The following is a 20,152-nucleotide window of genomic DNA, read 5'->3' as shown; positions in this document are numbered from 1 at the left end:
TCGAGTCGCCCCTTCTACCGCATCGCCAACAAGTTGCCTCCTACCGGGATTTGCAATCCTTCAGGCGGAGCGTAAGTGACGTCGCAAACCAAAAAAAAACGCAGACGCAAAAAAGCCCGATCTGAGCACAAGGCTTAAATCAGGCTTTTTTGTGAAGATGGTCGGGGTAAGGGGATTCGAACTCCTGACATCCTGCTCCCAAAGCAGGCGCGCTACCGGACTGCGCTATACCCCGGGTGAAACTTTTTAAAGACGCCTCAACTAGCCGTCTGCGATCTGATGCGATTGGCATCAGATCTATAAGATTCGGCCCCGGCATTGCTGCTGAGGCCAAAAATGGTGGGTCGTGTGGGATTCGAACCTACGACCAATTGGTTAAAAGCCAACTGGTTTCACACCCTCAGCTTAGGCAGAACCTCCTGATGAAGGCTCTGGATCCAATCCGCAGTCTCTAATGTCCCCATTAGAGGCTTTAAATCATGCACGTAACTTCGCTTTTGTCCACCAAAGGTGGTGTCGGTAAAACCACTCTGGCTGCCAACATAGGCGGCTTCTGCGCCGACGCCGGCTTAAGGGTCCTCCTCCTCGACATGGACCCTGTACAGCCTTCACTGTCCTCCTATTACCCAATGGCACAGGAAGTCAGCGGCGGCATATTCGACCTCATCGCACATAATCTGACTGATCCAGAGCGAATCATATCGAGGACAAGCATCCCGAACCTGTCCTTGGTCTTATCGAACGACCCCAACAACCAGTTGATTAGCCTCCTGCTTCAGGCAGCGGACGGTCGTCTGCGATTGGCTTCTCTGCTGAAAGCTTTCGAAGGTCAATTCGACCTGATTCTCATTGACACCCAGGGCGCACGAAGCGTCATGTTGGAGATGGTCGTACTGGCGTCAGATCTTGCTGTTTCCCCCTTGCCACCGAACATGCTCAGCGCACGGGAATTTAACCGTGGCACTTTGCAAATGCTTGAAGGACTGCGTCCATACTCAAGGCTCGGCCTGCACGTCCCTCCTATCAAGGTTGTAGTCAACTGTCTCGACCAGACAGTTGATGCTCGCGGAATTCATGACGCCATCAGAAAGACCTTCGCGGACAACATGGAAATCGATGTCCTCAAAAGCACAGTCCCTGCGTCAGTAATTTTTCGTGAGGGATCTACGGCAGGCGTGTCGGCACATCGGCTCGAATACAAAAAACCTTCCAACCGACGAGCGCCGAGCGCGCTTCAGGTCATTCGAGAACTTGCGATTGAGCTTTTTCCTCAATGGGCAGAACGTTTTGAAACGATGACTGAGTCCGCCGTAGAGGCCCTGGTAAAAGGGGGTCAATGAGATGGCGAAGACAAATCTCACGGAAGCTTCCGGCATTACTCCAGAATTGATGCTCAAGCTAAACGAGCAGTACAACTCATCGCTCTTACGCGCCGCTCAGACCAAGCTTACGAGCACGTCACGGGAGCTCCGCAATTTAAGCTCCGGCCATAAGATGGGCCGCGGCTTGATTAGCCGACTGGGTGATTACTTGAGCGTGGAACACCGTGAGCTCATCTCACAGGCCGCGCAGCTGCTCGAATCAGTGAACGCTCAAGTCGAGCATGCCAAGGAAAAACGTGTCCGCGACGAGAAAGCGGCCAAACGTCGGCAGGACACGCGAAACGCAAGAGCGAAACAACTGATTGCTGCTACATATCCTCTGCCCATTGAGAGCCTGGACCAGAAGCTTGAGCTCCTGAGGACGGTGCTGTTATTCAACCGCATCGGGGCATATGACAGCTTCTACTCCACCGTCGAGCTTAATAGCCAGATCCGAAGCACTTTACTGACGCCGTTCAGCAAACTGATTGGTTGGACAAGCGTGACCGCTTACCGAGTCAGTTGCCTCGGCTCGCTTCGTATACACCTCGTCGAGGCACTGACTAATGACATCTCTTACGACGATGGATCTGACGTCGAGGATCGGCTAGCCGCTCTGCAGGCGAAAGTCCGTGAGGAGAATGCTACAGCCGCGCTCACAGCTGAAGAACATGAAACCCTCAGGCTCTGGAAAGAGGCTCTTGCATCCGGGGTACAACCTGAGGTGCAGCCATGAGTATTGACCGACAACGGATAATCGACAAAGTCATCAAGTGCTTCGCTTTGGCTCGCTCTACGGGTGCTTCTCCAAATGAGGCTGAGACAGCCCTGCGGCAAGGCCGCAAGCTTATGGAGCAGTACCAGCTCGAAGAGATTGAGGTGGACGCCCACCTCGCCTGCGAGGCCTCAGCATCTGCGGGTACGAAGAGAGCGCCTGCTAGTTGGCTACACAGTCTGGCAAGCACATGCGCGAGCGCTTTCGACTGCGATTGCATTGCGTACCAAGCGCGGCCTGGAGACTGGCATTTCAAGTTTATCGGTTTAGGGGTATCGCCGGATCTGGCCAGCTATGCCTATTCAGCGCTTCATCTGCAGCTTGTAGCGGCGCGTCGTCAGCACGTTTCGCAGCTCAAGCGCTGCAATCCAACCACCAAAAGACGACGTGGACGGATTTTTGCCGAAGCATGGATAGATGCAGTGGCCACCAACGTTTACAAATTCGCCGGTCAGCAAAACGCTGAAACTCAGCAAGCGATAAGAGCTTACCTCAGCTTGCACCACCCTACCGTGATCGAAAAAGAGCTTGAGTCTACCGCTGTTAAGGGTCACGACCTCAGATCTCAACATCAAGGGTGGCAGCAAGGTTCTACAGCTGCTTTACACAGAGGCGTCGATCAACACCCCCCGGCTGCAGCAAGAATCGGGGGAGCACGATGAATATTTCAGATATGTCTCCTCCCCATTCGGTTGAAGCGGAACAGGCAGTGCTAGGCGGCCTGATGCTCGACAACGAATCGTGGGACCTGATCGCAGACCGTATCAAAGCTGATGATTTCTTTAGGCGTGAGCACCGGCTAATTTTCCAGAGCATTGCCACGCTTGCTGAGTCGAACAGACCATTTGACGTGGTCACGGTTTCCGATTCGATGCGAGAGATTGATGAAGCCGGTGGCTTGGGTTACCTGGGCGAAATCGCCATGAACACCCCTTCCGTTGCCAACATCAAGGCATACGCTGACACCGTAAGCAACCGAGCTCATCTGCGACGTTTGATTTCGCATGGGTATGGCTGTGCACGGGAGGCTTCGGATCCTCAAGCGGATGCGAGCGTCGTGCAGGACGTCATCGAGCAGCAGCTGTTTGCTTTGGGACAAGGCCACCAGACTTCCGACTTCGTTGACGTCAACCAGATGCTGCTGCAGGTAGTCGACAAGATCGATCTTCGATTCAATGCCGGAGAGTCGGTGGTTGGCGTGCCTACAGGGCTTGCAGATCTGGACGAGTTGACCGGTGGATTGCAGCCAGCTGATCTGATCATCCTTGCTGCCAGGCCGTCTATGGGTAAAACCAGCCTGGCACTCAATTTCGTTGACGCTGCGCTTCAAAAAGATACCGAGTCCACCGTCCAGTTTTACAGTTTGGAGATGCCTGCCGAGGCCATTATTTACAGACTCCTGTCCATTTTAGGACATCTGAATCTGGAGAAGCTGATACGTGGCCAGCTTGAAGATGAGGACTGGCCGAAGCTCTCAATGGCGGTCGCCAGAATTAATGCCTACGGGGACCGCCTAGTAATCGACGATCAAGCGGGACTTACTCCATCGGCAATACGTGCCCGCGCCCGGCGGGGCGCAAGGCGATTTGGAAAGCCAGCTCTGATAATGGTCGATTACCTGCAAATGATGCAGTGCCCAGGTAAAGAAAACAGGGCGAATGAAATCAGTGAGATCTCCCGTTCACTCAAGGCTCTAGGCAAGGAGTTTAACTGCCCGGTGGTAGCGCTTTCTCAGTTGAACAGAGAGCTTGAGAGACGCCCAAACAAGCGCCCCATCAACGCTGACCTTCGTGACTCAGGCGCATTGGAACAAGACGCTGACCTGATTCTTTTCGTGTACCGGGATGAGGTGTACCACCCGGATACCGAACACAAAGGCATAGCAGAACTGATTCTTGGCAAGCACAGAAATGGCTCGCTCGGCACGGTCAGAACCGCTTTCATCCCCCAGCACACCCGTTTTGAAAATCTCTCGGCCAGCACTTGGCAAGGAGCTCAAGCATGAGCGAGCGTAAACAGCCCCTCTCTATTACGCATGAGTGTCGCAATTGCGGACATCACCACCCGAACAACGCAGTGATGCCGGGGGCTGATGGTAGGCGGGAATGCCCAAAGTGCTTTAGCGGTGAAATTGTTCAACTTGAACTCGTGGACTCTGAGTGGGTGGTCAGTGCTCTCAATAAAGTCCCGAGCAGTTCCGAGTACACCGTTGTGTTTCGTATGGATTCGGGTAACTCGCGCAAAGCATTCATGCAGCAGCTAACCGAGACTTTTGTTGATCACGAGGTAGAGATCCTTGAGATCCAGTCGGGTAACAAGTTGAACGGATTGGGAGGTGTATGACATGACGCTTCATCAGAACAGCGCCGCAGAAGATCTACCGACTCAGTTGGACCGAGAGCAAGACCGACAGCGCATTGAAAAGGCATTGGCCGACTTCCTTAGCAGCGGGGGATCCATCTACCAAGTTGAGAGCAATCAGCGATCCAGTACACAGACTTTCATCATAAATGCGGAAAAGGCTGCGCACTTGAAGAGTTGTGCTGCATCGGTAGTAGCGGCAGACGTCCAAGTGCAGAACCCCGCTAAGGCTTTAAACGACACCGAGCTCTCACGCTTGTTAAGAGCTCAATGCACAGCCGGTGCGTCGCTAGCATCAGCAGCTACGACTCTCAACCAGACGCGCAAACGGTGTGAAGCGATCGCGCGTCGCTACCAAATCCCATTTCGCTCTGCGGCTTTCAGCAATGCCAGGGCACGATCATGACGACTGTAAATCATCCACTACGTGGGGCAAAAAAAGCTCTTCAGGATTTGGCCCTATTCGCTATAGCCCAGGGCTGGGTAGTCCAGCGCACGCGTGGTGGTCACGTCAAATTCACCAAGGGTGGCTGCTGCCCCATCTACACCTCTTTCACACCAAGCGACCACAGGGCCGGCCTTAATGCTCGCGCTCAACTGCGCCGCGCACAAAGCCTCAGTCATGATGGAGAAAGCCATGTTGAATAAAGAAATCGAGTGCATCAGCGACGATAAGGAAGAGAAGTTTGTCGTGCGGCTTCCTACCGGAATGCGAACTCGCGTGCGAAAAATTGCGAAAGCCAACCACCGCTCAATGAACGCGGAGATCGTCAATCGAATTGATTCAAGCCTGCGTCAGGATCTCGAAATCCTGAGACTGAAAGCAGTGATCGACATGTTGCTCAAAGGCGGTGAGCCGGCTAGCAACGTTCTCCAGCTTCCTGAGGCGGGTCAATAACCATGGCAACCAAACTTACGGCAGATGAAATATCTGGGAAGTTACTCAAAGGCTCATTTAGTCGATCTGGACCCGCAGTGGATCGCTTGCCAGATCCCATTGCTGACACACCTATGGTGTTGACGTTAGACGAGATGAAAGCTTACGAGCACAACCCTCGTACCGTTACCAATGCAAAGTACCAAGAGATCAAGGACTCAATTCGGCAGCGGGGGCTGGACCAGCCACCGTCAGTCACCCGTCGCCCCGGGGAGAGCAAGTACACCATCAACAATGGCGGTAACACGAGGTTGTCCATCCTCCGGGAGCTGTACAGCGAAACCGGGGATGAGCGCTTTTATAGAATCAACGTTCTGTTTCGCCCTTGGGACGGTGCGCGAGGGGAGATAATCGCGCTTACGGGTCACCTTTCCGAAAACGACTTACGCGGCGCCCTGATGTTCATCGAAAGAGCGGTGGGCATTGAGAACGCACGCGCTATTTACGAAAAAGAGGCAGGAGAGGCAATTTCACAAAGAGAGCTGGTCAGGAAGCTGCGCGAAGATGGATACCCAGTTTCCCAGTCGCACATCAGCCGAATGCAGGAAACAGTTCGTTGCCTTCTACCAGTGATACCCGCTGCGCTATATTCCGGGTTAGGGAAACCTCAGGTCGAGCGCCTGCTTTCCCTTCGGAAGGCCGCGAGCCTGACTTGGACCACGCACACGGATGGCAACGCTCAAACTTCAGACTTCGATGCATTGTTTCAGGACGTGCTTTCGATGTTCGATGGAGATGCAAGTGAGTTCGTCTACGAACGAGTTCAAGATGAACTAATCAGTCATATGCAGCCGGGAACCGGGCTCACCTACGAGCAGATCCTCCTTGCGCTCAGTGAAAATCAGAACCAGGCGCGACGAGCAGCAGTCATCGACACCCAAGTCAACTTGTCGCCTGCGCATCAGATCCAGCCCAATTACGTTCCAGCTCAGGCCCCCGCTGGCGTCACAGAACTGAATGATCCACTAGAAAACGGTACCCCTCCTCCCTCTGCTCCGGGCCCTGAGAACCAGAAGCCAGAAAATAAAACAGCGCCCCCTCGCCCAACAATTACCAAAACAGACGTCACACCTTCGCAGCCAGGAGTTGAGTTAACGGAAGAAGAACGTGCAGCAAGACTTGCTGGCCATGTCGTCACTCCGGTAGCCACCACTGATCGCGTGCTTGATGTGAAACGTCAATTAGCCGCTCTCGATGGAGAGGAGCTTCCAGACTTCAAGGCAAACGCGCTGGTTTCAATTCCGGTACAGGCTGGTGGATTACACCCTATTTCAGACGTCTGGTACATCGAGCGCATCTTGGATCAGCCGGATGAGTTACGGCCAGTGATCGCCCAGTTGGCACGCGAGATCGCTCACCTTTCAGGCATTGGTTCTGACAGCGTTATTGATGTTCCAGGAGGTCTTGGCTTCCTGTGCCAAGAACCTCCAGGCGATTCAGAACTGACCAACCTAGCCAATCACGCGCTGACCCTGCTCCAGTCCATCAGTGGTGTGTACGCCATCGCTTTGACTAAGGAGTCACCGGAACAGCCACTAGACGTATCCGAGTTTCAGTTCACGGCAGCACTGGGCCAGTTGATGTTGGGCAGTCCGAGATACGAGGACCGCGACGCAGTACTTCAAGGACGCTTGGACGATGCATGCATCGTTAAACTTTTCCGACTTATTCGCCTAGGCCGACGACTCGTGGAGCTGGAGATGGAGAACGGGGTGCAAACCCCATGAGGTTTTTTTCCGACGTTGTAAGACAGGAGTTCAGTCATGTCGAAAAAACATAATCCGCTCAATGAAGCCATGGTCGCGCAAATCCTACATCATCTGCGCAACGGTGAAGTGAAGCGATGCCTGGACATGGGGTTGGACCCAGAGATTCTGGTGCTGCTCCAGCATCCCTCCTCGCAAAGCGTGCTGTTGAACTCAGCAGTTACTTGGTGCCGGGTGGCTGTTGATCCAGACATGGTAAAACGGCTGCTTTCAAACAAAGAGCGCACTGACGAAGAGAATCGCATTGTGCAGCGGGCCCTTCGACTAGGAGCCACAACTCCTATGCTCCAAGAGTTCTTTGGCATGTCGCCCCAAGAAGTCTCTTTGCAGAGGGTTCTGGTAGGAGTTCCAGGAAGGCCTGGACGATTCCGGGACATCCCGGACGACGCCCCGTTATGGCATAGATTCGTCCAGTTGATGGATGAGTACCGTGTTGATCATACCGACGGAGTTGCCTTACTGGATATCGCCATGATGCTAACCGAGGAAATTAACGCCCCTCCTCAAGAGCCGCATACCCAATTACCTGATCCAATTACCTTAGGGCTTGTCTGGAACAAGATTCAAGGCTGGCTGACTCAGGATCTATATCCCACAGGCAAGCAGCGTAAATCCTCAAGTCTTTTATTGCTGGACGGATCTAGGCAAAAGTCAAAAGCAAGCGCTCCCGCGAACTGCAGAACATCGACTCACAGCCAGGCAAGTAAGTCCGCAGGCAAGGTAGAAGGCGATCGGATGTGATGAAGATGAGCCGGCGGTCTTCGCTGGGAGGCGCCATTAATGCCGCTGCAGGCGCACTACAAAATCATCTGCTGCTCCAGCAATTGAAACTGGCCCAACAGCAGAGCACTGGCACAGATTCCAAAAATCCGGTCACTGAATCCAGGATCGAAGAAACTTATGACGGCATCGTTTTTAGTGGTAATCCACATGAGACGGTGCCGCGAAGCCTGCTGCTTGATGACCGGCTTTCACCGCTGGAGCGTAATGCGTGGCAGGTATTTAGGCTACTGATCAACTCGGATGGCATTACAGCTTTTCCGACCTACGAGCAGTTGCGCCCATACCTAGGTTCTGTGCCTGGCAAATCCGCCTCTAGGGAGACTGTTGCCAAAGCTCTGACTGTACTTCGGCTCACCCGCTGGCTAAGTCTTGGACGGAGAGTTCGAGACTCCATCAGCGGTCGAGTACAAGGCAACGTGTACATCTTGCATGACGAACCAGTCGGCTGCGTAGAGGCAATGGAGCTGGACAGAGACTACATGCTGCTCATAGGACAGGCCTTGGAGCACGCCAACAAAGCCGTCAGAACTGTTGCGGACCTAGCATTCAAAGAGTTTGCTTCCGATCCGAATCATTCCACCGGAGCGCTACCAACACGGCTTGATGTCATAGAGGGCAGATGGCGTAAACAAGGTTGGCACGATGCACCAAATGCAATTGAGCAAGGCCACTCCAAACCTGAGTTCGGAATCCGAACTCAGGAAGAAAGCGGATCGTTTTCCCTGAGTTCGGATTCCGAATTCAGTGAAAATCGTGACCAAGCGAATCCCGAGAAGCCGAGTTCGGAATCCGAACTCAGTCTGAAATCAGCCTCATTCAGCTCGGTTCGGATTCCGAACTCATATAGTACGTATACGAATACAAATACATCTGTATGTAAAAGCTCTGTACCGCGTGAGACTCAGATCGAACAGGCAGATCTGCCTTCAGGGTTTGAGCGGTTCACCCAGGACCAACGTGACCGTGCGACCACTGCTCTGCAGCGCGTGCAGCCAGACTTGCGCAAGCCGCTACTTGATCAATGGCTACATCGCTGCAAAAGCGGGACCGTGAACAACCCGTTTGGCTACCTGTTGAGCTGCATGCAGAAAGCTCTAAGTGGCGAATTCAATGCGCAATGGCAAGCGCCTCCGACAGCGGTAAAGAATCCGCAGGACACCTTAGCTCAGTCACAACCGCCTAACGCGCCTCGTGACCAACCGAGCCAACCTGCCCAGCCTGCCGTCACAAGGTCATCGCCGCAAAGCCGTGACGAGTCCTCATTGCTGACGGGCCGTAACTCGATGTTGACCATCAAGCAGCTCGTGCGGCCGAGAACTCCGAGATGAGTAGGCCAACTCATCGCTACCTTACGGGCAATATAGTTAACGCCACTGACGTCAAAACGGACTCAGGTTTGATTGATGCCCCGTCCATCACTCCAGGTACTGATCAATGTGATACGACTGGCATCACTGAGGACACCGATCAAGGTGATGCCACTGGCATCACTCCAGGCACCGATCAGGGTGATGCCACTGGCATCACTCAGGACACCGATCAAGGTGATGCCACTGGCATCACTCAGGACACCGATCAAGGTGATGCCACTGGCATCACTCAGGACACCGATCAAGGTAATGCCACTGGCATCACTCAGGACACCGATCAAGGTAATGCCACTGGCATCACTTCTGGCACCGATCAGGGTGATGCCACTGGCATCACTGCGGACATCTATCAAGGCGATGCCACGGGCATCACTTCTGGCACCGATCAGGGTGATGCCACTGGCATCACTGCGGACACCTATCAAGGCGATGCCACGGGCATCACTTCTGGTTGCTCGAGCAGCCGATCTACCCAAAACCTAAACGACAAAGAAACGGTTTGTTACTGACCACTGATTACACGCGCGGGCAGTCTTGCAACGTCCTACCAACTACTTCATATAAAGGAAGCGCTCTGCATGGCTGACAACTTTCAGCTCAACCTTGGTTCTTTGCGAAGCAGCGTCAATCTGACCCTGCACACCCACCATGCCTCACGCCTCTGGTTCGGGCGTCAACGCACCGAGGGCAAGCCAGGCATGATCGGCCTGAGCGGCTTTGCGAACATCCTGAATCGCATCAAACGCGGCTGTGAGCAGGATGATCCCTACTCGGATTGGTTTTTGCTTCTTATTGAAGAAAAGATCGAGACCTCCGAGCAGGAGATGAAGGATATCGATACCAGACTCGACGAAGTCATGGCTTCATTGCCAGCGATGCTGTCCATAGGACAGAACCTTTCGGTCCAGCCTGTCACCCTGCCCCTCTTTCTATCCACGCCGCTGGCATTCAAAGCCGTCTATCTGCTGACCGCATATGACGAACTGGTACGTCGCATTCTTTTGGCCAGCCACGTCGGTTTGATCGACAACAACGCCAAAGGCCAATGGCTCGATGAAGGCGCCGCAATTTTGCGACGCCTCTTTGGCCTGAGCCAACGCTACAAATTCTCCGGCGCAAGCCGAGGGGACTTTGCAGCAAAGAACGCTCGCTCAGAACTGGCACGCGAGATGTACGCGTCGTTTGGTGAGATCCCGCAGGACATTCTGGAAGGCACTCGCCAGTCCAAGTTTGCTCCAGCCCTGGCGACTGCCGCGGCTACAGCGATCAGCGACAACGACCTCGACGACAGCAGCGATGATTTCATCTCAATGGGCCAAGAGCCGTCCACATCAGTGCCTAGTTCTGAGTCAGAAGAGTGAGCAGCACCACCGCCAATTCTTCGCACCTGGTTCCAGGAGGGCACAGCCTGCAACAGTGTGCCTTCGTCCCCCTGCAACAGGATGCCTTCAGCGGCCTGCAACATGCACCCTTCCTAAAAGGCTTTTTAAAACCTTTTAAAGGTAAGGGGGGGATGCTCCAGTTGGCAGAGTTATGCCGTTCCCTTGAAGCCGATCTGAATGCGCTCGCCGAGGATCAAGTGCTGGCCCAGGCAAACAGACATCCCTACACCCTGCTCCCTGTGCGGATGGTTCGGCAACGCACAAGCGCTGGCACAGTTTTTCTACGCTGGCAGGAAATGGGCACACGCCAGATGGGCGTCAATGTCTGGTCCGTTTTATTGGCCGACCCCAGAACGCCCGAATCACTGCTCGAGGACCTGCACTCCATGGAACAGCAGCGCGTCGCTTTGAACATGCAGATAAGTCTGGTCCATACCATCGGCCGCCAGGCCGCCGAGTGCGCCGAGAAGATGGCCCAGGCAGATGCCGTATACGCAGGACGGCTGCAACAGATCTCACAATCCAGCGGTAATCATCCACACACTCAAAAGGAGTCCTAACATGGGCACATCAGTAGACTGGGAAGGCAATATTGGCTCAGCTCCAGAATTCAAGGAGTTTGCCAATGGCAACAAAGATCCGCGGCGCTTGCTGCGGCTCAACATTTACTTCGATAACTCGATCCCGAAAGCCGATGGCACAGGCTATGAGGACAGGGGGGGATTCTGGGCCAACGTCGAGTTCTGGCACAAAGATGCAGAGCACTACGCCAGCATTTATCAGAAAGGCATGAGGGTGCTGATTCAAGGCCGTGCGGTCATGGATAGCTGGAGCAAGGATGGGGAAGAGTTCACCGCGCTGAAGGTGCAAGCATCACGTGTGGGCATCCTGCCAGCCCGGGTCGAAGCCGTGCATCTTGCGCAAAACCAACCGCAACACGCATCCCGGGCTCAGCCTGCTCAGAACCATAATGACGCGCCACCTCATTTCGACGACGACATTCCTGTGTAGCAATCCCTGGCCGAAAAAATCGCGCCTTCTGCGTGATGCTGCTGGTGGAGGGAACAGGTTCTGCGTCTCTCTCCACCGGCGCTTTCGCCTTACAATGAACGACTCTCGACTTTCAACTGATTAGCCTGCCGCCCGGAAAAACGCACTATTCGTGATTCTCCTGGTGAGTGGAATTTATATATCGTTTGATCTCAATTCAACATTCTCTGCTTGCGTTGGTTAGCTGTACTTCAAAGTGTGATGAATTGAACAAACTCTTGGGGCATGGCTGGATGACATCGGCGCACGAGAAAACCGCAAACAAACTTCCACGAAGGCAAACCCAGCTCGACCATGTGAAAAAAATTGCCTCATTCGTGACGCCTCTGGTTGTGTCGATCTACAACACGGATATCCGCGCTCGTGAACGTAGACTCTAGTTCGATGCGCGAATCCTTGGATCGTCGTCGCTTCAATAATCCTCACCATGCGGTGATGCTCGCAGGGGCCGAAGCTGCACGCAGAAGCATCCCCGTCTACGAATGCCCCTACCGGCATCCAGCCATGCGTGCGTCATGGCTAAAGGGTTTTGCCCAGGAGCAACAGCAGAGCTTCGAGTTCTGACCCACTACGGTTCAACCCTCTCCTCCGTGTTTACGGTTATGCGTGGCGAGCGCCCATCTGGTCTAGGACAGTGCCGACTCAAGTCACTTTGAGCGCGTACTTACATGAGTGTCGAGGCAAACTGCCCACCTGGTATCTCCCTCACCCTGCACGAATTGGAAAGTTTCCCGGAGCGTCAGCTCGCGGTCGCCAAGACCTGGGCAGATCACTTCGACGTGTGGTCGGAGCAACGTGAGCGGTTCATGCTCCACTATCTCAATCACACATCCTCGACAAGGTGCTGGTGTGTCGCGCTCCACAGCGATACTTCAGTCCCTCGCCCAACCGTGGCAAGGTTTGGTAGGCAACTGCAATACTTCGATGGACAGTTGATCTCAGCGGTTTTATTTACAGAAAAGCAAAAGGTACCGGTCCAGGCACCGAGTGCGAGCCGAGCTCTGAAGTTGGCTCATAGGTTGATTACTGGTGACAGTGGGGAAGCGCTACTTACGTCTTTCTGCAAACATGCTCGCAGCCTTGCAGTGGACGAATCACGCCTTAGTATTCAACCGGTGATAAACGCCACTTTAGGAGCGACGACCCAGGAAGGCAGGAATAAACGCTTCTACGGCCCACGTAACCGGTTCTACATCACCTGTATTGGTGCGAATCTCAAGAGGTTTTGTCAGAGTCTGGATCAGGAGCTTTTACATGCTGTGCGTTCAGTCCAGTGCCCTTCAGCCAAACTTTATAATTGGCTGGCCCAAGGCGACCGCCAACGTCGACTGCAGGCGTTACGAGCACAGCCAGTACTGATTCCATTGCTGGTTATCGGCGAAGGAATGCCCTGGCCTCAAATTGCTCATGGCCTACTTGAAAACTGTCCGTGGCCCGACCTGCAACAGTTCAGCGGATCCCAGGATTACGATTCCAAAAGGGATGGGGCTGGATTCGCGGGAGTAGCTGCTGATAGTGGGACGCCTTTGAACCAGGTGTTGGCGTGGCTATTGGAGGCTCCTCTGTCCTCGATCCGCTACATTGGTCAACAGCGCGTTTATGATACAGGCAGCGCGCTTACCCGTCTGAATGTCGAGGGGCTCGAAGGTGGCTGGTACGATCTAGTAGCCGGCGCGCGGCTGGGTAATCGTCGCCCAAAGACCAAAGCACAATGGCGGTCGTTCTACCTGTTCCGGTCAAAGATTCCGTGGCAGTTGCTCCAGTCATTGCGTGACATGAATAATCTGTTGGCTGGCTGTCCTACAGATTGGACAGACCCTGCATGGCCGAGCATGACGGCAAAACTGGTAGATCTCAGGGAGCTGTTCGACAACCTTGATAGGGCCGGACACGAAACGGCCATGTACACCAAAGGTCGACTGCAGGCGTTTTTGGGTTCGTTGAATTTTCGTCAGCTCTCCAATCTGGTCGATGCTTTTCATATCGCTCTTCAGGACATCAGGGCGAAGCTTGAGCGGGATATTCCCCCTGATCCATCAGACTCACTCACCCAGTGGCCGACACTCTTGCTGGATGGGGTTCCGATCACGTGCGTCGAAACGGGCCTGCAGATCGTTGAATTATGCTGCCCAGCCGACTTGGACCGAGAGCATAACTCTTTGGGTCATTGCATCGACACCTACGACTATCGCGCCTATTTAGGGGACTGTCGGCTCTTATCCATCAGGTCTGGTGGACGCCCGCTGGCCTCCTTCGAGCTCGTGCTCCGGGCGCATCGCAATGAGCATCTGACAGGACAATGGACGCTCAAGAATTTGAGCCTTGTGCAGCTACGAGACCATCAAAATGAAACGCCGAATGCTCAGTCACTGGTGTTCAAAACCTTCGAGTGGTTCTTTGCATCGGTCAGGGGCGGCCTTATTCCAGTGAACCTGAAATGGCCTAACCTCGCCCAGAAGATGGCGCGATACGCTGACACAGACTCGATCTTCAACATTAGGTTTGGGGAAGAGATCGTCGCCTGGGTCAACAGCATCATGGCCGAGGAGTTCTGAGAATGTCATCGCCTCGATTGATGAACAAACGTCCAGTGCTGCTGCGCAAAGCCATCTACGACGGTTACGACTTTGGGCTTTCACTGAGTTATCTCGAAGGGGCGAGCAAGCTGTTGCTGCGTAGAGGTGGTTTTTTTATACGCCGATCTGATCACCCGTTGAATCAGTTCTGGCGTGTTCCAAAGGCCAAGCTGCTCGATGAGCTAGACCTGCTATATCGTGAATTGGCCGAGCTCGCTGAAGGCAAACACATTGAAAGTTGGCAATCATTCCGAGACAGGATTACAGCTGCTCAGTCTGATACCCACCGTGACGCATTCACGTGGGGGATGAAGCTCCGGCTCGCACCATTGGCAGAAGGTGGCGTAATACTGTCGGGCGACTTTCACCCTGGAGCTGTTGCTATCGCCAAACGTATGCGCGGGGTGTATCTGTCGGCGGGTAAAGCATGGCGCGTCCAAGGCTCGGCAGAGTTGGTGCGCAGCAACCTGATCCTGGAACTAGGCCTGTCCGAGGAGCAATTCGAGATTCTGGATACGCTGCAAGAGCTGCTGACCGATGGATCCGTATCACCGGTGCGCGAAGTCACCAGCATCAGTCTTGGCGGCTACTCTCCTGAATCGACAAAAACCGAAGAGGAGTTAGCTGACTCAGGCATCTACCTCGCCTCTGTTCCCTCAATCAAAAACACAGAGCTCACAAACTCGGAGATTGATAAGGCGCTTAAAGCCTTTTCGCTTATGGATCATCAGCCAGCGGGGATTCGACACCTGCTGCAGCGCACCAGCGCCCTGCTGGCCGATGACATGGGGCTGGGTAAAACTCGACAGGCGGTGATTGCCGCAGGCATTCGCGCACAGGGCAAACCGGTGCTGGTGATTGTGCTCAACAGCCTGATCATCAACTGGCAGCGCGAGATCCTCATGGTATTCCCTCAGGCTAAAATCGCCCTGCAAATATTCGATGCACAAGCAGGCTGGATAATCGTCAACTACGAGCGATTGGGCGACTTCGTGATGCATGCGAGCTGTTTCGCTGTGATGGTCATCGATGAGGCCCACAGGCTCAAAGAGCCCACAGCCGCTTGGACACGCCACGGTTTCGATATCGCTGCCCAGGTGCAAAATCGCTATCTGCTGACGGGCACGCCTGTGCTCAATCGCGAGGCGGAGCTGCATACACTGCTCAGGCTTTCAGGGCATCCGATTGGCCAACTGCCGCTCAATGAATTCTGCGAACGATTCGCCGGCAGTCCTGAGTTTCGTAAGACCCTTCGTCACGAAATTTCAGACTGGATGCTTCGCCGCCGTAAGGACGTGCTGCCCGGTCTGAAGGGCAAACAACGACAGACTGTCCCAGTGATCCTCAACAAGGTTGAGCGTGACGAATACAACCAGATCATCCGCAGTGACACTCATCGATTTACACGATTGGGGGCTCTGCGTCAGTTGCTGGAACGCGTGAAGGTACGCATCGTTGTGGATCTAATGGCGGAGCTCGACGTCGACGACAAGATGATCCTGTTTTGCGAGTATCAGGAAACCGTCGCTACTTTGCAGGATCACTGCATCACGATGGGTATTGGCTGTGTAACGTTGGTGGGCAGTGACTCTCCCAAAAAACGCCAGAAAGCAATTGATGCCTTTCAGCAGGACCCTGACAGCCGGGTATTTATCGGGACCCGTTCTGCAGCCGGTACGGGTTACAACCTGACAGCGGCCAACTATGTCTTTTTCCTGGGCCTGCCATGGACACCAGGGCTGCAGGACCAAGCCGAAGACAGGGCGTACCGTAATGGGCAGCTGCGAATGGTAGTTGTCAAAATCCCACTGGCGGAAGACACCATTGACCAGCAACTTTGGCAGATGCTCATGGACAAGCGCGCTCTTGCTCAGGATCTGATCGAGCCTGATGACGTCAAAAAGGCCCAGATTGCCTTAGCGCAACTGACTGCCTGACTCAAACTGACAATATTTCGGAGCGCCATAAGCGGCTGAGTTTTGGCCGTTTTGCTATCAGAAACGCTACGCTTGGTTGACATAGTTATTATTTGGGGTAGGATTGATAGCAGATAGATGTGCGCGGGGATCACACACCAACAAGTGTGGGAATTCTATCTGCCGACCTCTCTAGAGGGCTCCAGACACCACTGGTTTAAAGAGCGCCCGGAATAGCTTCAAAGAATAGCCGTCCTTAGGGGCGGCTTTTTTTTGCTTCGAAATCAGCTATCTGTCTTACTTTTTATTCGGCCTGGTCCCTTTGTGCGCCATGGATTTGGCAAGCGTGTTGAATGGAAAGCTGTTGGAGCGAGTTGCCTTCACCGGCGTAGACTTGTTGTACGGGTGGGTTGTCTTAATCCAGATCATTAAGCCGGTAGGTATATGGTCATGTTTTTCGATGCTGAAGGCTACCTTTACGGACTGGCCTGCTGAAGTCTCCACGATTATGTAGTTCTCGCCATGTTTAGGCTGGTAGATACAGAGTTGGTAGCACCAAGCGCCAATCCAGTTAAAAAGCTGGTGACTGAGGGCGTACCGAACCGGACAAAAATACCTCTCATTGCCATACTGGTCATCATGGCGAACCAGATCCGCCGCTAGTTCGCCGGGATCTAACTCACGGGTGTAGCAGTGGGTTTTGTAACGGATCTCGGCGTATATGACGACGCCCTGTGCCAGCGTCAGCTTCATTGTCATGGGTTCAAGGTGGTCAAAATGGTACTGAACACCTCCATAGGTAAATGGGGCTGGGTGGTCGGCAGGCATTCAAGGTCCTTTGCGAGAATCCGTTAAAATTGGCGAAGATTGACAGGTTCGCTTTTTCTTCACAATTAGAACTCGAGAGTCCACGAAACCCTCCACATCTGTTTAGGGTTTAAGGCTGCGCTTATTGGTTTGTACTGGCAACTTGGTCACCATCACGAAATGGGGCCATGTCACACATGATCAGGCAGCTGTCAGTTATTTCCGTGCTCGCGCTGATCGCGGGTTGTGCTCAACAAGAGACGAAAGCAGTTTCCTCAGGAATCGACGAGAGTCGCAATCCCGAACTGCTGACGCCTGACCTCTACCAGGGTAGCAAGGGCGCAGATGCCTCGAACGTCCGGTATAGCCGTTACACCGTAGTCAATACTTCACCGGGGGCCGAACAGCGAGATCTGATGTCTCAGATCATCGATGTCAGCATCCCTGGGAATATGCGTCCCTCGGTGCAGGACGCGATGCAGTACGTTGTCGATCGCTCCGGCTACTCGCTCTGTCCCTCCAGTACCGAACACGTCAACATTCTGTACACCAGGCCGCTTCCTGCTGCTCAGTACAAGCTTGGGCCAATGACGCTGCGTGATACGCTCCAGGTACTTGCAGGGCCGGCCTGGCAAGTGAAGGTCAACGAGGTAACTCGTGGGGTCTGTTTCGTACTGCGGCCAGGCTACCAACTTCCGGATTCCCCAAAACCTGCTGCGGTGGCTCAAACCTCCCTTCCCGTCAGCGTTGGATCAGCCTCAGTAGCAAGCACTACCTCACCGGTGACTGTTCTCACAGCCCCGGCGACCGGTGCACCGTTCAGCAAGGACTCAACGCCTGGGTCACTCCCGCCAGTCAAAAGCGGTACGCAGCCCGCAAAGCAACTAGCAGCCCCCATCAGCTCCCGAGCCAAGGAAGGCACCCCGATTCAGCTAAAGCTAACGGCAGTTGCCAAGTCGAAGACAACACCAACTCCTTCGGCACCATCGCCAGTATCCAAGGCAGTGGCCTCTATCAGCCCCGGACTGGTGAAGCCTGAGCCGGTGGTGCCCCCCGTTGCGGCTGTTGCCCTCCAGCAACACTGGGAAGCGCCAGTAGGCAGCACATTGCGTCAGTCCGTCGAGGACTGGGCAAAGCGTGCGGGTTGGCAGGTGATCTGGGTACCCGAGGACCTGGACTACCCCATTGAAGCGCCCTTGAGGTTCACAGGCTCTTTCAGCTCGGCGATCAGCCAAATTTTCCCACTGTACGACAACGCGAAAAGATCCTTCGTCGTCGACGGCAGTGAAGGACAGGGACAGAGCGTTTTGCACGTATCGGAAAGGCGCAAATAATGAAGCCAGTCACTCGTTTGACCACTTTGAGTATCGCAGCTCTGTTGGCTTCGGCCTGTTCGGTGCAACGTGTAGATGAAGCCGCAGCGCGGGCAGAGGCAACCGCTGAAACGGCGGGCCAGTACGCAGCGATCCTGCGGAACAAGCAACAGCAGGAACGCCGGGATACGGTGATATTCAGCGACAAACCTTGGGTTTCTACTCAACCGGTTACTGCCAGACGAGGCATCCCCACCAAATTTGACTGTGAGGTGGCCTACAGGCCTGCAGGCAGTGTCGGCATAGCTGAAATTGCCCAGTACATCACGAGCCAGTGCGGTATACCTGTAATGGTTTCACCAGATGCGCTGAATCCAGGTTTGCTCAACGCCAATCCGCAAACTCAGGCCAGTAATGCCCCTGCCGTAAGCATGGCTCCCAACCCCGATAGCCTAGCTGGACTGTTGCCCGCTGGCATAACTGGCGGGCCTAGTACTGTGAGAGCCTCGCAGAACAACTCCTTTGACTTCGCGTCCACGTTGACGCCAAACGTGATCAGTGGGTTACGTTACTCAGGCAAAGCCTCAGGCTTGCTGGATGACGTTACCGCTCGCCTAGGACTTTCCTACAAATTCAACCCCACATCTCGAACGGTGCAAGTCAGCTATTTCGACACGCGGGTATTTGACGTTTACGCCTTCGGAGACGTGCAGAAAATCGAAAGCACTGTTAGATCCGGAATGACGACATCCTCTGGCACTGGAAGCGGAACATCTGGCGGATCGTCGTCCAGTAGCAGCTCCTCAGGCGTTTCAGGCGACTCGGGTAGCAATCAGAGCACGACGGTCACACTCAACACTTCGATCCTGACCGATATCCAGAACAACGTGCGATCCATGCTAAGCACTTCGCCTGCAGGTCGCATGTATCTGTCACCCTCGACCGGTACGTTGACGGTGACCGACCGGCCCGACGTGCTCTCAAACATCGAGACTTACCTGACCAAGACCAATCACTCGATCACTCAACAAGTGCTGTTCAATGTGAGGGTGTTTGAGGCCACTCTGAATGACACCGATCAACTGGCTTTGAACTGGTCAGCCGTTTATAACTCGCTGAGCACAAAGTGGGGCTTATCCCTCTCAAACACCGTCCCAGGTATCAGTTCCAGCGCGATCTCTGGATCGGTCGGAATTGTGGATACGGCCAATTCGGCATGGGCAGGCTCCAATGCAATCATTCAGGCGATTGCAGAACAAGCACGTATCTCGAATGTGCGCTCACCATCAGTGACCACGCTGAATCTACAGCCAGCGCCGCTGCAGATCGGTAACGTCCAAGGTTACATCCCGTCAGTTCAGACCAACACTACTGCATCAGTGGGCTCCAGCACGGCGATCACGCCTGGCACGATCACGTCTGGGTTCAACATGACACTGCAGCCGCGACTCATGGATGACGACGAAATGCTGCTCATGATCACCATCAACATGAGCTCAAAGCCTACTTTCCAGCCATTCACCAGCAATGGCTCCAGCGTCCAAATCCCTAATTACGACGCCAAGAGCTTATCTCCAAAAGTGAGACTGCGCAGCGGTCAAACGCTGATCCTTTCAGGCTTCGACGAGTTGAGCGACAACACCGACAAGATTGGCACCGGGTCGCCCGGGTTCTTCGGGCTAGGCGGTGGACGCACCCGTACTTCGTCTCAGAGCTTTCTGGTTGTGCTGATCACACCCATTGTGACCAACTGAC

The 20,152-nt window shown here is 54.1% G+C and carries 21 protein-coding genes and 1 tRNA gene; 19 read left to right on the top strand and 3 right to left on the bottom strand.

Going from position 1 to position 20,152, the window contains the following annotated elements:
* Positions 1–158: 158 nt before the first annotated feature.
* Positions 159–235 (bottom strand) — tRNA-Pro (locus tag K3169_RS05120).
* Positions 236–479: 244 nt separating this feature from the next.
* Between K3169_RS05120 and K3169_RS05115 the strand changes: the two genes are divergently transcribed.
* From K3169_RS05115 to K3169_RS05065, 11 genes are read left to right on the top strand one after another with little or no spacing between them, the layout of a single operon-like run.
* Positions 480–1,340 (top strand): ParA family protein, encoded by an 861-nt coding sequence (locus K3169_RS05115; RefSeq protein ID WP_263270449.1) that lies wholly within the window; start codon positions 480–482, stop codon positions 1,338–1,340.
* A gap of 1 nt (position 1,341) precedes the next feature.
* On the top strand, positions 1,342–2,097 hold the full coding sequence (locus tag K3169_RS05110; RefSeq protein ID WP_263270448.1) for a hypothetical protein: 756 nt from the start codon (positions 1,342–1,344) through the stop codon (positions 2,095–2,097).
* Entirely contained in the window at positions 2,094–2,798 is a 705-nt protein-coding gene (locus tag K3169_RS05105; RefSeq protein ID WP_263270446.1) for a DUF2786 domain-containing protein, read from the top strand. Before K3169_RS05110 ends, K3169_RS05105 begins: the two co-directional genes overlap by 4 nt.
* A complete protein-coding gene (dnaB, locus tag K3169_RS05100) occupies positions 2,795–4,141 on the top strand; it encodes a replicative DNA helicase (RefSeq protein WP_263270444.1) in 1,347 nt (448 codons plus the stop codon). Before K3169_RS05105 ends, dnaB begins: the two co-directional genes overlap by 4 nt.
* Complete coding sequence (locus K3169_RS05095) at positions 4,138–4,479, top strand: hypothetical protein (protein ID WP_263270442.1); 342 nt, start codon at positions 4,138–4,140, stop codon at positions 4,477–4,479. The genes dnaB and K3169_RS05095 overlap by 4 nt, the downstream gene beginning before the upstream one ends.
* Position 4,480: 1 nt before the next feature.
* Positions 4,481–4,903, top strand: a complete 423-nt coding sequence (locus K3169_RS05090) for a hypothetical protein (protein WP_263270441.1) — start codon at positions 4,481–4,483, stop codon at positions 4,901–4,903.
* On the top strand, positions 4,900–5,145 hold the full coding sequence (locus K3169_RS05085) for a hypothetical protein (RefSeq protein ID WP_231672466.1): 246 nt from the start codon (positions 4,900–4,902) through the stop codon (positions 5,143–5,145). Before K3169_RS05090 ends, K3169_RS05085 begins: the two co-directional genes overlap by 4 nt.
* A complete protein-coding gene (locus K3169_RS05080) occupies positions 5,081–5,395 on the top strand; it encodes an Arc family DNA-binding protein (protein WP_263270437.1) in 315 nt (104 codons plus the stop codon). Before K3169_RS05085 ends, K3169_RS05080 begins: the two co-directional genes overlap by 65 nt.
* A gap of 2 nt (positions 5,396–5,397) precedes the next feature.
* On the top strand, positions 5,398–7,161 hold the full coding sequence (locus tag K3169_RS05075; RefSeq protein ID WP_263270435.1) for a ParB family protein: 1,764 nt from the start codon (positions 5,398–5,400) through the stop codon (positions 7,159–7,161).
* 36 nt (positions 7,162–7,197) lie between these two features.
* Positions 7,198–7,941, top strand: a complete 744-nt coding sequence (locus tag K3169_RS05070; protein WP_263270433.1) for a DUF2857 domain-containing protein — start codon at positions 7,198–7,200, stop codon at positions 7,939–7,941.
* A complete protein-coding gene (locus K3169_RS05065) occupies positions 7,941–9,311 on the top strand; it encodes an STY4528 family pathogenicity island replication protein (RefSeq protein ID WP_263272224.1) in 1,371 nt (456 codons plus the stop codon). The genes K3169_RS05070 and K3169_RS05065 overlap by 1 nt, the downstream gene beginning before the upstream one ends.
* Positions 9,312–9,373: 62 nt before the next feature.
* Here K3169_RS05065 and K3169_RS05060 read toward each other — a convergent pair whose 3' ends face one another.
* The gene (locus K3169_RS05060; RefSeq protein WP_263270431.1) at positions 9,374–9,778 is read right to left on the bottom strand and encodes a mucin 17-like protein; all 405 of its coding nucleotides are present in this window, start codon (positions 9,776–9,778) and stop codon (positions 9,374–9,376) included.
* A 153-nt stretch (positions 9,779–9,931) separates the two neighbouring features.
* On the opposite strand from K3169_RS05060, the gene K3169_RS05055 reads away from it, so the two are divergent.
* The 6 genes from K3169_RS05055 to K3169_RS05030 all read left to right on the top strand — a co-directional run bounded on the left by K3169_RS05055 (position 9,932) and on the right by K3169_RS05030 (position 16,298).
* Positions 9,932–10,714, top strand: coding sequence for a PFL_4669 family integrating conjugative element protein (locus K3169_RS05055; protein WP_263270429.1), 783 nt, complete (start codon positions 9,932–9,934; stop codon positions 10,712–10,714).
* Complete coding sequence (locus K3169_RS05050; RefSeq protein ID WP_263270427.1) at positions 10,711–11,295, top strand: DUF3158 family protein; 585 nt, start codon at positions 10,711–10,713, stop codon at positions 11,293–11,295. The genes K3169_RS05055 and K3169_RS05050 overlap by 4 nt, the downstream gene beginning before the upstream one ends.
* Position 11,296: 1 nt before the next feature.
* Entirely contained in the window at positions 11,297–11,746 is a 450-nt protein-coding gene (locus K3169_RS05045) for a single-stranded DNA-binding protein (protein ID WP_263270425.1), read from the top strand.
* Between the two features lie 423 nt (positions 11,747–12,169).
* Positions 12,170–12,349, top strand: a complete 180-nt coding sequence (locus tag K3169_RS05040) for a CrpP family ICE-associated protein (protein ID WP_263272223.1) — start codon at positions 12,170–12,172, stop codon at positions 12,347–12,349.
* Between the two features lie 104 nt (positions 12,350–12,453).
* Entirely contained in the window at positions 12,454–14,340 is a 1,887-nt protein-coding gene (locus K3169_RS05035) for a hypothetical protein (protein WP_263270423.1), read from the top strand.
* A 2-nt stretch (positions 14,341–14,342) separates the two neighbouring features.
* The gene (locus K3169_RS05030; RefSeq protein ID WP_263270421.1) at positions 14,343–16,298 is read left to right on the top strand and encodes a DEAD/DEAH box helicase; all 1,956 of its coding nucleotides are present in this window, start codon (positions 14,343–14,345) and stop codon (positions 16,296–16,298) included.
* 276 nt (positions 16,299–16,574) lie between these two features.
* Here K3169_RS05030 and K3169_RS05025 read toward each other — a convergent pair whose 3' ends face one another.
* The gene (locus tag K3169_RS05025) at positions 16,575–17,105 is read right to left on the bottom strand and encodes a hypothetical protein (RefSeq protein ID WP_263270419.1); all 531 of its coding nucleotides are present in this window, start codon (positions 17,103–17,105) and stop codon (positions 16,575–16,577) included.
* A 176-nt stretch (positions 17,106–17,281) separates the two neighbouring features.
* Between K3169_RS05025 and K3169_RS05020 the strand changes: the two genes are divergently transcribed.
* Both K3169_RS05020 and K3169_RS05015 read left to right on the top strand, forming a co-directional pair.
* Positions 17,282–18,418, top strand: a complete 1,137-nt coding sequence (locus tag K3169_RS05020; protein ID WP_263272221.1) for a TcpQ domain-containing protein — start codon at positions 17,282–17,284, stop codon at positions 18,416–18,418.
* Positions 18,418–20,151, top strand: coding sequence for a PilN family type IVB pilus formation outer membrane protein (locus K3169_RS05015; protein WP_263270417.1), 1,734 nt, complete (start codon positions 18,418–18,420; stop codon positions 20,149–20,151). The genes K3169_RS05020 and K3169_RS05015 overlap by 1 nt, the downstream gene beginning before the upstream one ends.
* Position 20,152 lies beyond the last annotated feature (1 nt).

Source organism: Pseudomonas phytophila, assembly GCF_025643095.1.
Lineage (GTDB): Bacteria > Pseudomonadota > Gammaproteobacteria > Pseudomonadales > Pseudomonadaceae > Aquipseudomonas > Aquipseudomonas quasicaspiana.
The sequence above is the reverse complement of the archived record's forward strand: the minus strand, read 5'-3'. Positions and strand labels throughout refer to the sequence as shown.